Here is a 15504-nt window from a genome sequence, read left to right on the forward strand (position 1 = left end):
AATGAAAAAGGATTTGATATGAATATCAAATCCTTTTTCATTAGCAACAGAGTATACTTGCTTATCGTATTTGTTTGAATTGACATGAGAAACTACTGGTTTTCCTAATACTACAACCTTTAGCTCTCAATTTCTAATAAACATTATAATAATATGCCTCATTGTAATATATTATTTTTTCTGCAAGGTATAAATCTAATGTCAATAGACGGTTTAGATTACCAACCTTATAAGTAATATCATAATCGTGAATAGTTAGGGAAAAGATAAAATAAGGTAATCAATTACATAACTTTATTCCAGGCGATTCATTACTATGTTCTTTTTATTGACTGGGATATTTTATCTCGCTATTTGCCGGGCAGTAAGACCCCCATCTCAAAATTCAGCGGAAGCAAAGAAGTTAGGTGGGGGGAGCAACTGCTCGCCCGATTGGTGAGGGCTGATTAAAGTTTCACTTTATTTCATGCTTTTTGAAAGGGTGTTTGTAATGGATAAAAAAGTATCTGCCATTCCTCAGCCGAAAACATATGGACCGCTGGGGAATCTCCCATTAATCGATAAAGATAAACCGACTCTATCGTTTATTAAGCTGGCAGAAGAGTATGGTCCTATTTTTCAAATTCAAACTTTAAGTGATACCATCATTGTCGTTTCTGGACATGAACTGGTAGCGGAAGTTTGTGATGAAACAAGATTTGATAAAAGTATAGAGGGTGCTTTAGCAAAGGTTCGTGCCTTTGCTGGAGACGGATTATTTACAAGCGAGACTGACGAGCCTAACTGGAAAAAAGCTCATAATATTTTGATGCCTACATTCAGTCAACGGGCAATGAAAGATTATCATGCTATGATGGTCGATATTGCCGTGCAACTCGTTCAAAAATGGGCAAGACTGAATCCGAATGAAAATGTAGATGTCCCAGGGGATATGACTCGCCTTACATTAGATACAATTGGTCTATGTGGTTTTAATTACCGATTCAATAGCTTTTATCGTGAGACCTCTCACCCTTTTATCACTAGCATGACCCGTGCTCTAGATGAGGCGATGCACCAATTGCAGAGACTGGATATAGAAGACAAACTCATGTGGAGAACGAAACGTCAATTTCAGCATGATATTCAATCTATGTTTTCTTTAGTAGATAATATTATTGCTGAACGTAAAAGTAGTGGGAATCAGGAAGAAAATGATTTACTTTCCCGTATGTTACATGTGAAGGATCCGGAAACGGGTGAAAAATTAGATGATGAAAATATTCGTTTTCAAATTATCACTTTTTTAATAGCTGGGCATGAAACAACAAGTGGATTGTTATCTTTTGCAATCTATTTTTTATTAAAGAATCCGGATAAATTGAAAAAAGCTTATGAAGAAGTAGACCGTGTTTTGACAGATCCCACTCCAACATACCAACAAGTTATGAAGCTTAAGTATATACGGATGATTTTAAATGAATCACTACGTCTATGGCCGACTGCTCCAGCATTCAGTCTCTATGCAAAAGAAGATACAGTGATTGGTGGAAAATACCCAATTAAGAAAGGCGAAGATCGTATCTCTGTTCTTATTCCACAGCTACATAGGGATAAAGATGCGTGGGGAGACAATGTGGAAGAATTCCAACCTGAACGATTTGAAGAGCTGGATAAGGTTCCTCATCATGCTTATAAACCATTTGGAAATGGCCAGAGAGCATGTATCGGTATGCAGTTTGCACTTCATGAAGCGACACTCGTAATGGGAATGCTTCTTCAACATTTTGAATTCATCGATTATGAAGACTATCAGCTGGACGTAAAACAAACATTAACGCTAAAGCCTGGTGATTTTAAGATTAGGATTGTACCTCGAAATGAAACTATTAGCCATACTACTGTTCTTGCGCCTACAGAGGAGAAACTGAAAAACCATGAAACCAAGCAGCAAGTTCAGAAGACTCCTTCCATTATTGGAGCCGATAATCTTTCACTTCTTGTTCTGTATGGCTCGGATACAGGGGTAGCAGAGGGCATTGCAAGAGAACTAGCGGATACAGCTAGTTTAGAAGGTGTTCAAACGGAAGTGGCAGCTCTTAACGATCGAATTGGAAGTTTGCCGAAAGAAGGAGCGGTTCTTATTGTAACTTCTTCTTATAATGGAAAACCGCCAAGTAATGCAGGACAGTTTGTGCAATGGTTGGAGGAATTAAAACCAGATGAGCTAAAAGGTGTTCAATACGCAGTTTTTGGTTGTGGAGATCATAATTGGGCTAGTACTTATCAGCGAATTCCAAGATACATTGATGAGCAAATGGCTCAAAAAGGAGCAACAAGATTTTCTAAACGCGGAGAAGCAGATGCAAGTGGTGATTTCGAGGAACAGCTCGAGCAATGGAAACAAAGTATGTGGTCTGATGCGATGAAGGCATTTGGATTGGAACTTAACAAAAACATGGAGAAAGAACGCAGTACTTTGAGCCTACAATTTGTCAGCCGTCTTGGAGGATCTCCTCTTGCGCGAACATATGAAGCAGTTTATGCATCTATATTAGAAAATCGTGAACTTCAATCATCTAGCAGTGAAAGAAGCACGCGACATATTGAAATATCCTTGCCAGAAGGGGCTACATATAAAGAAGGAGACCACCTTGGGGTACTACCAATTAATAGTGAGAAAAATGTCAACCGAATTTTAAAACGCTTTGGATTAAACGGGAAGGATCAAGTCATATTAAGCGCAAGTGGGCGCAGTGTAAATCACATACCTTTAGACAGTCCTGTTCGTTTATATGACCTTCTTAGTTATAGTGTCGAAGTGCAAGAAGCAGCCACTCGAGCACAAATACGAGAAATGGTGACATTCACAGTATGCCCTCCTCATAAAAAGGAATTGGAATCATTATTGGAAGAGGGAGTTTATCAAGAACAAATATTAAAGAAACGTATTTCAATGTTAGATCTTCTTGAAAAGTATGAGGCTTGTGAAATCCGATTTGAACGCTTTTTAGAACTTCTTCCGGCGCTCAAACCGCGTTACTATTCAATTTCAAGCTCTCCACTCGTTGAACAGGATCGTCTGAGCATTACGGTCGGTGTTGTAAATGCGCCTGCATGGAGCGGGGAAGGGACATATGAAGGAGTCGCTTCTAATTATTTAGCTCAGCGTCATAATAAAGATGAGATTATCTGTTTCATTCGAACGCCACAATCAAACTTTCAATTACCTGAAAATCCAGAAACACCAATTATCATGGTTGGACCAGGTACTGGAATTGCACCATTCCGTGGATTCTTACAAGCGCGTCGCGTTCAAAAGCAAAAAGGTATGAAGGTAGGAGAAGCACATCTATACTTTGGTTGTCGTCATCCTGAAAAGGATTATCTCTATCGTACAGAACTAGAAAATGATGAAAGAGATGGATTAATCTCTTTACACACAGCTTTCTCTCGCTTAGAAGGTCATCCTAAAACATATGTACAGCATATAATAAAAGAAGATAGAATCCATTTAATTTCGCTATTAGATAATGGAGCTCATCTTTATATATGTGGTGATGGAAGTAAAATGGCTCCAGACGTAGAAGATACCCTTTGTCAAGCCTATCAAGAAATTCATGAAGTTAGTGAACAAGAAGCAAGGAATTGGTTGGATCGTGTGCAAGATGAAGGGCGATATGGAAAAGATGTTTGGGCTGGTATATGAATGTTTCTTAATTAAATAAGTAATATGTAACGAATGAACTTCTTTCGAATAAGTGAATAACTCATTTATAACAATCCCGTGTTTTTATTCAATACGGGATTTTATTATTTTTAATAAGCTGGACGGATACTGTAGGAAAAGAAAAAATCTCATATGAAACTAAAGCTATATAATCTTAGTTTGATGAGTACGGTGTTAAACACGTCATTTAAAATATAAACCTTTGCGCACTGGTTGAACAGTTTTTAGCACATTGTTAAATCGCTGGGGAATTTATTAAATTAGGTATACTTTCTATAACGTATGAGATGAACTCCGAGTCAGATTTGAATCACGGTGGACGTCACTGAATCACCCGCTTATCTTAACGTGTATTTTGATTCTACTGCCCCTTTTAGTATATAGGGGTATCGCCACATTGCTATCAAGTTAAGGTTTTACAGTACTTCCTAAATGGAAATTTTATTTCTCTATAGTTAGTTATTTTGAGAAATGAGCTCATTTTTTATTTTTGGGGTGTGTACTTTTCTTAAGTTAATGGGCATGGAATACCGTCAGCATTCCGAAAAAATATATGCTAGGAACATGCAAGATTTTATACAGTTTTTCGGATAATCCAGTTACAAACGAGAATCATAAAACTACGTTAGATTAGGAATGTATAAAAAATGAATAGATTCATAGAATAAAAAAGGAGGTTCCCTTGTGAAAGTATCGTTCCTCCTTTTTCCTAGCTACTGATAATGAAATATTACATTAATCTTATATGAATATAATATTTAAGTATTTAAATATCTTATTTTTCATAAAAATGATGGAATGTTTTTTTATTGATTTTATTTTGTTGATTCGGTGCATCTATTAGTTATGATAAAAGTTTTTTGGAGGTGAATCATGTTAAATAAGAAAAAATGGGAAGGTCTTATATCAGATGATTTTTTGAGTGCAGCTGCATTAGATCCAAATTTGATTGGTCCTACATTACCACCTATCCCTCCTATAACATTTCCAACGGGAACCACTGGGCCAACAGGGAGCACTGGACCAACAGGAAGCACTGGGCCAACAGGGAGCACTGGACCAACAGGAAACACTGGACCAACAGGAAACACTGGACCGACAGGAAGTACTGGACCAACAGGAAACACCGGACCAACAGGAAGCACCGGCTCAACAGGAAGCACTGGCCCAACAGGAAACACTGGACCGACAGGAAGTACTGGGCCAACAGGAAACACTGGCCCAACAGGAAGTACTGGACCAACAGGAAACACCGGACCAACAGGAAGCACCGGCTCAACAGGAAGCACTGGCCCAACAGGAAACACTGGACCGACAGGAAGTACTGGGCCAACAGGAAACACTGGCCCAACAGGAAACACCGGATCCACGGGAGACAGCGGCCCAACAGGAAGCACTGGCCCAACAGGAAGCACCGGCCCAACGGCAAACACCGGACCAACCGCAACAATCTGTATTAGAACTGATCCGAATAACGGATGTTCTGTAGCAGAAGGGATAGCCACATTAGCAGAGGGATTTGCCTCTCATGCGGAAGGGGAGAACACAGTAGCAAGTGGAGATGACTCTCATGCGGAAGGAAACTTCACAATAGCATTTGAATTTGCCTCTCATGCGGAGGGAGTATCCTCAATAGCAGGTGGAATTGCCTCTCATGCGGAAGGAGAAAACACAAGAGCAAGTGGAAGAAGCTCTCATGCGGAGGGGACAGATGTAGTAGCAAGTGGGGATGCCTCTCATGCGGAAGGGACTCTCACAACAGCAAGTGGGGATGCCTCTCATGCGGAAGGGACTCTCACAACAGCAAGTGGGAATGCCTCTCATGCGGAAGGAGAAAACACAAGTGCAAATGGGACCGCTTCCCATGCAGAAGGAGTGTCCTCAATAGCGGATGCGGATTACTCTCATGCGGAAGGAGAAAATACCAAAGCAAATGGGATTGCCTCCCACGCTGAAGGTTCAGTCACAACAGCAGTTGGAACTGCCTCCCATGCAGAGGGATCCCTTACAACAGCACTTGGAATTGCTTCCCATGCAGAGGGAGCAGACACAACAGCGCTTGGATTTGCTTCCCATGCAGAGGGAGCAAACACAATAGCAAATGCAAATTACTCCCATGCAGAAGGGCTAAATACCGTAGTAAATTCAATTCATACAGGTTCTCATATTATGGGGCAAAATGGAGTCACCAGATTCCCATTTTCTTGGCATTTAGCAAATGGTCTTGCTGTTGGACCATCCTTAAATTCCGCTGTAATTGAAGGGCTAACAGGAAATCTTTATCTCGACGGTACTGTATTCTTTTCTGCTGCTGCGGATTATGCAGAAATGTTTGAGACGGTTGATAAAAATCCAATCGATGTCGGATACTTTGTAACTTTAGACGGGGACAAAATACGAAAAGCAAACGCAAATGATAATTATATCCTAGGAGTAGTAAGTGCGAATCCAGCAATGATTGCAGATGCAAGTGATTTACGTTGGCATAATCTTTTCGTAACAGACGAATGGGGAAGAACTCAATATCATGAAGTTGTTGTGCCAGAAATAAAAGATGACAAAGGAAGAGTGATTCACCCTTCCTTTACAAAAAGTGAACCTATATTAAATCCTGAGTGGGACTCTTCACAAGAGTATATCCCACGTCTACAAAGACCTGAATGGGTTCCAGTTGGTCTTGTTGGTAAACTTCTGGTTCGAGATGATGGTACCTGCCAAGTAGATGGTTATTGTAAGTCCAATGATGAGGGAATTGCTACAACATCAACTAAAGGATATCGTGTTATGAAACGCACAGGACCAAATCAAATTATGATTCTAGTTCGCTAAAAGACAAACCACCATTAAACTCCATTAATATAATTGAGTTAACAGGTTTCATTAGATTGTTATTTTCTTCTTGTAACTGAAAAGATTTATTGCTGTTTCAAATGTATGTATTCATTCATAACCTTACAGTAAAAGGGGGATGATTGAAGGTATGGTGTTTAATGAGGAACCAATTTCTCAACAGCTTGCCAGAATTATCAGTGGCCAAGAAGGATTCGTTGGTGGAAAATGCGTGGCAACAATAAATCAGCATAAAATAAAGGCAACTATCTTAGGAAAACGTTTTAGAATAACAAATTCCTCCTCATTCAAATCAAGAGATAATAACACTGGAAGGGCATTATGTCTAGGACGGGTAGCGCTCTTACAAAAAAAGTCAATAGATTTATTGCTACAATTCTTAAACGAGGAATAATTGTTTCGTCTATACACCATGAGTGGTTATGTGATTATTTGAATTTAATTTACGTTAATATCAAAGACATTGATGATTCACTAATTTTTGCAGGAAACGTTAGAAGGGCGTTATGCACGTAATCAAATTCTTTAGATAAATGAGTGATTATGTTAAATAGAAGATTTAAGTGAATGATTTTATAAAAAAGAAGGCGTTCCATATTTGGAATGTCTTTTCTTGATGTTTTAGTTGCTAATGTAGGTGATTAATTAATTATATGTTTCTTATCTTGTGGCAATAAGAACTGGGTAAGATATCCTTAGAGGTGTTTGGGTTGTCTGTAAGTTTCATATTTTATCAAATGTTATTAGAGCATTACAAAACGAAAAGGGAGAAATCGTCAGAGGAATATATCAAATTATTCATTTCTTCTATAATATATAGAGGTGGTTTTGACATAAAAAAATAATAGGTAATTCATTTGACAATTAAAATGACCTACTATAATATATATGCTATAGCATATAATTAATAAAATGAATACATTCACTGTGAATAATTGACTGGTATGCTATACTCTTTTATATATTAATTTATAGAGGTGATATATGAACTTACATGATTTAATAGGCTATCTTGTTCATCGTACTGATGTGAAAATGACGAATTATTTTACGAAGAAATTAAAGCCTTTTGGAGTTACGCCAGAGCAGTGGGGGATTATTAGTGTTCTTTGTAGCCAAAGGGCCACTACTCAAAAAGAGTTAGCAGAAGCGATTGATAAAGATCAAACTACTGTCGTAAGAATGATACAGTCAATGGAGAGAAAAGGGATTGTAAAGAAAGCTTTGAATGAGCAAGATCGACGTTCACACAACCTGTTTTTAACTGAAAAAGGTGACGAGTTAAAGAAAACAATCTTGCCTGTAGTGACAGACGCTCACCATTTCGTTACGAGTAATTTGAGCGAGGAAGAAATTAAAGTATTACAATCATTATTAAACAAATTATATGATACACGCTATTAATACTTGTTCCTTATTGATGCTATTCATAAGGAACAAACTTTATTTTATGTATTATATATGCTGTAGCATATAATTTGTTTTAAGGAATAGTGGAGATATCTTTATTTTGTATGAGATTCGATTCAGGATCACGTTTTTTCCTAGTACCAGTCAAAATTTCGTATTGTATATGCTATAGCATGTAAATGTATCAAATAAATAAGAAAGATGTGATTGCTATTTTAATATTAATCAATGTAGTAAAAGTTGTATTATTTCTGTTCTTTTTAATGACAGGTACGAAAATTATATCTGGGAAAATGGCAGATGAGTTTAAGCGATTTGGTTTACCTTCGTTTTTTAATTTCTTAACTGGAGCTTTTGAGATCGTAGGAGCGATTGGAATGTTAATAGGAATTTGGATTCCAACAGTAGCTTTATTAGCAGGATTGTTGTTAGGCGGTACGATGCTGGCAGCTGCATTAACTCTAATTGTACTAGCGAGAGATCCCTTTAAGAAAGCAATACCTGCGCTTGTTTTGTTTGTTCTTAGTTTAGGGATAAGTTTGTATCATATTTTTTAAATATAATTTAAAACTGTTTGCGTTCAAATTGCTACCGTTTTGTGGGTATTTTATAAATAGTATGATTTTCAAATTAGTGGTGGAATAATAGCAATACGAATGTAAACAGTATCATCGTTAGAATCAAAAAAATTATAATTAGTAAAAGAAATGGTAAGAATTTTATATTAAAAATAGGAGTGAGCAAAGATGGCATATTTATTACAAGTTGATTTTCCGTTTGAAGGTCCTTTTGGTGAAGAAATGGAAAAAGGATTTTGGGATTTAGCAAAAAGTATTAACGAAGAAGAAGGATTCCACTGGAAAATATGGACAGAGAATCAAGAAACAAAAGAAGCTGGAGGCATCTATGTATTTGAAGAAAAACAAGATGCTGAAAAATACGCGGAAATGCACAAGAACAGACTTGAAGCAGCTGGTGTAAAAGATATTAGAGTAAGAATTTTTAACATCAATGAAAAGTTAACGGAACTGAATCGTGGGTATACGAAATAATTCCGGCAGTCGGAGCAAGCGTAAAAGGAGGGGGATAATCCCCTTCTTTTTTTTATTCTTACATTGATGGTGAGGAACTCGTACAAAAAAATCCCTATATAAATAGGGATTTGTGTATCGGTATATTGTTCCTTGGAAAAGGTTGTATGAAGTCTAATATATGAGAATTCTTACATCTGTGAAAATTGGACTGAAATAATTATTTATAAAAGAGTAAGACCCTTACTGGGAGGTAAGGGTCACAGGAAATGCAAATTTATTTGTAATTTGCTAAGTTGATTATAACACATATGCTTGTCTATACATGTTACAAAAATGTGAACATATCTGTTGATTAGTAACTAAAGATAACGAAGATTGGATGAATTAAGCTGTTTTTAAAGGGTTATAACAGAGAAAATGTGAGAAAAGACCTGATAACAGGTCCGTTTTTGTTGTTGTTTTGAAGAATAATAAATAATGTCGTTTCTTACTCATTAATAGGAGCAAAATAGAAGAAATACATCATAGCCATTCTTTCTATGATGCTATAGAAAGAGTAGTGTGTTTTTTTATTATTGAAGCTACCCCGTTACCAGTAATCTAAGAGATCAGATCTCTTCAAAAAAGATAAAATATATTTCTTTGTTACCAAAAAACTTCAAAATTTCGTTGTGGGGGTGTAACAAAAGTTTAAGTTGATGGGCATGTGACGATACCCCATACCCATCAAGCTAAGATTTTTAATTACCACTAGGACAAAAATTTTATGTATCATTGACTACTGATAATGATGCTTTATATAGATTGCCCGGATAGATAGGGGATACAGCTCTTCTTTTATGGTACATTTTAATAAACAAGGGAGCAAGAGGTTTGAAAAAGTGGATTAAAATCACATTAAGCTTAGTTGTTGTTATAGCAGTTTGTATTTTTACTGGCTACAAAGTCGGTACGTATGTAGGTTCAGATGTTAAGGAAAAGCAGACTGAGAGAATTAAAGGGGAAGAGGTAATACTTGATCTCAATTCTGATCGTCATATAATCAATGCAATGCATAAAATGACTCATCAAAAAGTATTATCTCACGAAAAGCAAGGATTTATTAAAATGACTCCAGAAAACATCGAAACAGTACGTCGAGTAATTGATGAAAGTAATTGTGGAACCTTACAACATAAAGAACAGTACCTCAATATTTTTAATTATGTGTAAATTATTTGTAAATATGGAGAAGTAATGAATATAAATGTATTATCAAACAATCTCTTTGTTAGTCTGAAACTTCTGGTTATTCAAAGGTTGCAAGGATATTAAATTCTCCTTATTGATACCTAAAGTTATTTAGAATAATATATTGAGTTTTATTAAAAAGATTCTCAAAAGCCACTAAACTCTAGAAGCAAAGTCATGAGGAGAATACTACGTAGGATATTATTTTGGTTTGATAACTGAAAATTAAAACTCTACAAATGAGAAATGCTGTTGATTTGTCAAATTCTCTTGTTTACTATCTATTAATTTAAAAAAGAAAAATTTTCATTTAGGGCTTACTTCAAAATATTAGCTTGATAGCGATATGGCTCTACCTCATTAAGAAAAGAAATAGGAGAGAATTAAAATGTACCCTATAGAATAGAAACTTAAAAAATCTATTCTATGGGGTACAGATTAATCTATCGCCTTTTTTATTTTTTATCAAAAAATAAATTTAGATCAGTTTTATCCGTGTCATAAGCTAAAGCTTCAGCAATACAATCTTGAATAATTTCCAATTTAGCTTTTTCAAAGAATGGTACTGAAAAAATATAATCCGATCCTGCCCTTTGAATAATTAATACATTTTGCAAACCACTACCTAAAATACCAATTCCGATTAATAGTAAAATAAGTCCGAATATAAAGTTACTTCCCATGGTATTAAAGGAAAAAAGAAGAATAATCAATCCTAATATAATGGGTTTTATTCTATACTGAGAAGAAATCATTGTAGAACTAATATTTTTTAAAGGAATGTTTTGATTATCTTTTCCAGCAGGAATAAACCCTAATATAGTGTTTCCGGTGGATACTTTTACAAATCTTGAATCAACTGAAACAAATCCTTTAATCCAAAAAAACAAAAGTGACAAAGAAAAATCTGTTTTTTTCTCCATTTTCTCCTCCTAAAATGTAAAATATTCAATTTATGAAAATAGTATATCAAATTTTACGTAAATTGGGAATGGTGAAATTCATTCTTTGTAGGTAACACTTTTTTCTTTGTTGCTGCTTCCTGCAACCTTTTCACTGTTTGTTTTTTTGTTAATATTCAATTTATGAAAAAGATTATATTTAATAGAATTCTTCCAACGAAAACGAAAATTTCTTTTATCTTCCAAGTATTTATTAGGATTGGAAGTAGTATAAGGGCCAAAATTCTGATTCTTTTCTATCTCTCCGTCTCAAAAAACTCAATCCATTCCCCATCAGGACCCGCAAAGAATATGTAACGTGTTCCATCCGGTAATGTTTCGATTTCTTCTCCTAGTAGGAAGGTTACGCCGTGTTTCTGTATTCTTTCGATTTCATCCTCTAATGAATCTACCTTAAAGCAAATGTGATGTACTTTTCCTTCTGCCGGAAGGGAAGAGTTGTAGCCTTCAATTAATTCGAGTATCGTCTCTTTTGATTCTTCCACACCTAAAAAAGCGAGTTTTAAGTCTGGATTCGGGTGCCCCATTCGCTTAATGAGCTGTAAGCCGACTACTTTTTCATAAAAGGAAATAGATGTTTCTAAGTTTGCAACCATAAGTCCAACGTGTTCAATTCTTCTAACTGGCATGTAGATTCCTTCTTTCTGAAAATTATATACAATATATTATTGAAAATTGAGAAAATAAGCAAGATAAAAACCTTACAAATTTTAGCGTGTTATATGGTATAGTGAGAAAGTATGTTTGGGGAGAAGGAAGGAGATTATACGATGAATACACCTACTCAAACTCCTTCATTATCGGAAACGATGAAAGAGTGGCATTATGCATTAGCGTATGAAATTAAACATTGGAAAACGATAGGTGGTAGTAAAATTTCTATCATGAACGGTCGTTTTTTATATACAGATTATGAAAGTACAGTATACGTATTTCAGCTTATTTCGGAAGTAAGCTTACCTGAAGGTTCACCGATTCGAATTGAGTTCGATGGTGGGGAAGCGACAGGGGAAGTATTATCTGTACATGGATTAGAAATAGAACTGAAATTAAATGATTATATACAAGGTGAAATACGAGAAGCTGTTTTATACAGTGAACCGTGGCAGCTTTTAGAGCAACTGCAAGAGAGATTGAAGGAAGCGCGTAAAGATAAGCTGAAACGTAATCGTATAAAGCGTCTTGTTGATGGGACGAGTAGTCCGAAACATATTGAGAAGATGAAAAATCCGAAAAATGAATTGGCGTATCGCTCGTTTTATAATCCGACAACGTACGTATGGGGACCACCTGGAACAGGGAAGTCTTACAATTTATCACGTATTATTTCGGCTCATTATCAAAAAGGAAAGTCGGTACTTGTGTTAGCTCATAGTAATGCAGCAGTGGACGTATTAATGAGTGAAGTAACAAAGCAAATTGAAAAGAAAAAGAAATGGACGCCTGGTGAAATTGTTCGTTACGGTTATAGTCAACACGAACATATACGAAATCATGAAACGTTACTTGCGTCGAAGTTAGTTGAAACGACGAACGGGTCTTGGGGTGAGGAGAGACTCTATTTAGAAGAGACACGACAAGAGCTTCGTGAAAAGATTTTATCGTATAAAGCAACATCTGCTGATAAGAAGCGTATACAAGAGATAGAAAGTGATCTTCGAAAGCAAAAAGCGAAAATTAAAGAAGTAGAAAAAGAATATATTGAAAATGCGAAAGTGATTGGTGCGACTTTATCGAAATGTGCTATTGATTCACTTATTTATGAGCGTACATTTGATTTAGTTGTCGTAGATGAAGTGAGTATGGCGTTTGTTCCGCAAATTGCATTAGCTGCTTCACTTGGAAAACGTATCGTCGTTTGTGGTGACTTTTTACAGTTACCTCCAATTGCGATGGCAAACCATGAACTCGTTCGCAAATGGCTTGGCGAAGATATGTTTTACCATGCCGGGATTGTGGAGTCTGTTAATAAATCAGAAGCACATCCGAACCTGTTTATGTTGCAGGAACAAAGACGTATGCATGCGGATATATCTAAGTTTACAAACTCATTTATTTATAAAAATAGAGTATACGACCATCCGTCTGTTTCAGAACGTAAAGAACTTGCGCAATTGCAGCCGTTCGCAAATGAAGCAAGTGTTTTATTTGATACGAGCCAAATGGGAGCTTTTTCGTTAAAAGACGCTGCTTCAGGATCTCGTTTTAACATTATGTCTGGTTTAGTAGCAATGCAAATGATGTTAATTGGACTGTTAGACGGTGTGCAATCCATTGGTGTTGTGACGCCTTACAGGGCGCAGTCTCGCTTTTTATCAACGTGTATTAGAGAAATGTTACAGAGAACGAAATACCAAAACATACCTGTTTTAGCAGCGACAGTTCATAAGTTCCAAGGATCTGAAAGAGATATGATGATTTTTGATACAGTAGATAGTTATCCGCAAGAACGACCTGGCGTATTATTCTTTGACCATAAAAACCATCGCCTCGTCAACGTTGCAGTGACGAGAGCGAGAGGGTAACTAACTGTTACGATTTATTTAACCAATTATAACGAAAGTTAATTAAATATATCAGTAAGCCCTGCTAGTCAAGTGATTGGCTAGTAGTGAGGGTTAACTGCGGGCAATCCCTAAAGCTGATTGAACTACAACGTGGCTAGAAATGGCGAGCGTGAATGTTGCGAAAGCAGAAAAAATCAATCAGATCGTGCAAGGTTAAATCCTAAACACTAGAACAATGGGTCTTCCGCCTCGAATCATCTAAGTCAAAATGGATAAGATGAACGTTCAACGACTATCTCGTATAACTGACGAGAGTACACCACAAGCCTATGGTGGTGGAAAAATCCTCTATCTCTAAGTAGATAAACATATAGTCTGCGCTCATGTGAAAACATGAGAAGTTCATAAGAGAACTGGCTAAGGAATTGCGGCCCTAGTTGAACAAGATAAATTTTATTGAATCTATCAAACTTCATTGAATTCATCGAACGTACGTGCTACGATAGGTTCAATGAGGTGAGAATAATAATGAAATTTTCACGAGTTAGTCAAGTATCGGAATTAACAGGTTTGTATCCCAGTAGTCTTAGAAGAATACTAGTGGAACACGCTACGATTCAGAAGAACAAATCTTTCATTAAAGGAGTTACATTCTGATGATATTGGCGAAGAAAGTTAGACTGATTCCAACGCCTGAACAAGAACAAGTGCTTAAAAACCATGCTGATGCTGCAAGATTCGCTTATAACTATTGTAAAAGAATGAGTGATAGATACTATAAGCTATTTGGAAAATCTGTTTCACAGTTAGCTTTACAGAAACGATTTACAAAGATCAAGAAGCGAAAGAGATATGAGTGGTTAAAAGGCATTAATGCACAAGTGCCAAAACAGGCTTCAAAAGATTTTGATATGGCAAGAAAGCATTCGTTCAAAAAGTACAAAAATGGTTCTCACACTTCTTATAAATCAAAAAAAGATGTAATCCAAGGATTTTATGCCAATTATGAAAGACTAGTTATAGGAAAGAAAGTCGTTCATATTCAGTCTATTGGAGAAGTGAAAACAAGCCAACAACTACCAAGAAACAAAAAACCATCCAATCCAAGAGTTACATTTGACGGTCGTCACTGGTGGATTAGTGTGGGGTTCCAAGAAGATTTTGAATTCCAAGAACTAACGAACGAGTCGATTGGTGTGGATGTTGGGTTAAAAGAGCTGTTTGTAGCTTCTAATGGTATGAAAGAACGAAATATAAACAAAGATGCCAAGGTTAAAAAACTTTTGAAAAGGAAAAAGTCAGCACAAAGAGATATGTCTAGGAGATTTAAAAAAGGTGTAAAAATTCAATCTGCCGGATATGAAAAAGCGAAAGCTGAGCACCTGCGGTTATCTAGGAAAATTACGAATATCCGAAATAACCATATCCATCAAGCAACAGCTAAATTGGTGAAAACCAAACCAATGAGGATTGTTGTGGAAGACTTATCTATCTCAAACCTGTTAAAAAACAAAAAACTATCGAAAGCATTTTCCTTTCAAAAATTATACTTCTTCTTTCAATGTTTATCATACAAGTGCGAGAAATATGGCATTGCGTATGTAAAAGCTGATAAATGGTTCGCTTCAAGCAAGATTTGCTCATGTTGCGGCGTAAAATACGACCATTCGGTTCAACCAGAAGGACAGTGGAGTTTAAAAATACGTGAGTGGTGTTGTGCTTCATGCAATAGCCATCACGATAGGGATGTAAATGCTGCGATAAATTTATCAAGATGGGTAAAATTAAATGCTTGATACTAG

Annotated in this window: 8 protein-coding genes and 3 pseudogenes; 9 read left to right on the top strand and 2 right to left on the bottom strand. The window is 36.3% G+C overall.

Annotated features, from left to right (window positions below; genetic code table 11):
* The first annotated feature begins 490 nt into the window (after positions 1–490).
* The 7 genes and pseudogenes from cypD to QCI47_RS12050 all read left to right on the top strand — a co-directional run.
* Positions 491–3688, top strand: coding sequence for a bifunctional P-450/NADPH--P450 reductase (gene cypD / locus QCI47_RS12020; RefSeq protein WP_353811795.1), 3198 nt, complete (start codon positions 491–493; stop codon positions 3686–3688).
* Between the two features lie 894 nt (positions 3689–4582).
* Entirely contained in the window at positions 4583–6538 is a 1956-nt protein-coding gene (locus tag QCI47_RS12025) for a peptidase G2 autoproteolytic cleavage domain-containing protein (protein WP_353811796.1), read from the top strand.
* A 151-nt stretch (positions 6539–6689) separates the two neighbouring features.
* Positions 6690–7075, top strand: a pseudogene (locus QCI47_RS12030) (DUF1259 domain-containing protein).
* Between the two features lie 468 nt (positions 7076–7543).
* Positions 7544–7963 carry a MarR family winged helix-turn-helix transcriptional regulator gene (locus QCI47_RS12035; protein WP_001048553.1) on the top strand — a complete coding sequence of 140 codons (420 nt, stop codon included), beginning with the start codon at positions 7544–7546 and terminating at the stop codon, positions 7961–7963.
* Positions 7964–8148: 185 nt separating this feature from the next.
* A complete protein-coding gene (locus QCI47_RS12040; RefSeq protein WP_000284352.1) occupies positions 8149–8526 on the top strand; it encodes a DoxX family protein in 378 nt (125 codons plus the stop codon).
* A gap of 189 nt (positions 8527–8715) precedes the next feature.
* On the top strand, positions 8716–9021 hold the full coding sequence (locus tag QCI47_RS12045) for a monooxygenase (protein WP_000323761.1): 306 nt from the start codon (positions 8716–8718) through the stop codon (positions 9019–9021).
* An 855-nt stretch (positions 9022–9876) separates the two neighbouring features.
* A pseudogene (locus QCI47_RS12050) lies at positions 9877–10200 on the top strand (DUF6241 domain-containing protein); the annotation flags it as partial.
* A gap of 488 nt (positions 10201–10688) precedes the next feature.
* Here QCI47_RS12050 and QCI47_RS12055 read toward each other — a convergent pair.
* Both QCI47_RS12055 and QCI47_RS12060 read right to left on the bottom strand, forming a co-directional pair.
* Complete coding sequence (locus tag QCI47_RS12055) at positions 10689–11156, bottom strand: hypothetical protein (RefSeq protein WP_000412699.1); 468 nt, start codon at positions 11154–11156, stop codon at positions 10689–10691.
* Between the two features lie 275 nt (positions 11157–11431).
* On the bottom strand, positions 11432–11824 hold the full coding sequence (locus QCI47_RS12060; RefSeq protein WP_001145288.1) for a VOC family protein: 393 nt from the start codon (positions 11822–11824) through the stop codon (positions 11432–11434).
* A 111-nt stretch (positions 11825–11935) separates the two neighbouring features.
* On the opposite strand from QCI47_RS12060, the pseudogene QCI47_RS12065 reads away from it, so the two are divergent.
* Positions 11936–13717: pseudogene (locus tag QCI47_RS12065) on the top strand (DEAD/DEAH box helicase); the annotation flags it as partial.
* Positions 13718–14358: 641 nt separating this feature from the next.
* Positions 14359–15498: an RNA-guided endonuclease InsQ/TnpB family protein gene (locus QCI47_RS12070; protein WP_095842799.1), complete on the top strand. Its 1140-nt coding sequence runs from the start codon at positions 14359–14361 to the stop codon at positions 15496–15498.
* Positions 15499–15504 lie beyond the last annotated feature (6 nt).

Origin of the sequence: Bacillus cereus group sp. RP29, assembly GCF_040459765.1 — a bacterium.
In the GTDB taxonomy this organism is placed as follows: Bacteria; Bacillota; Bacilli; order Bacillales; family Bacillaceae_G; genus Bacillus_A; species Bacillus_A paranthracis.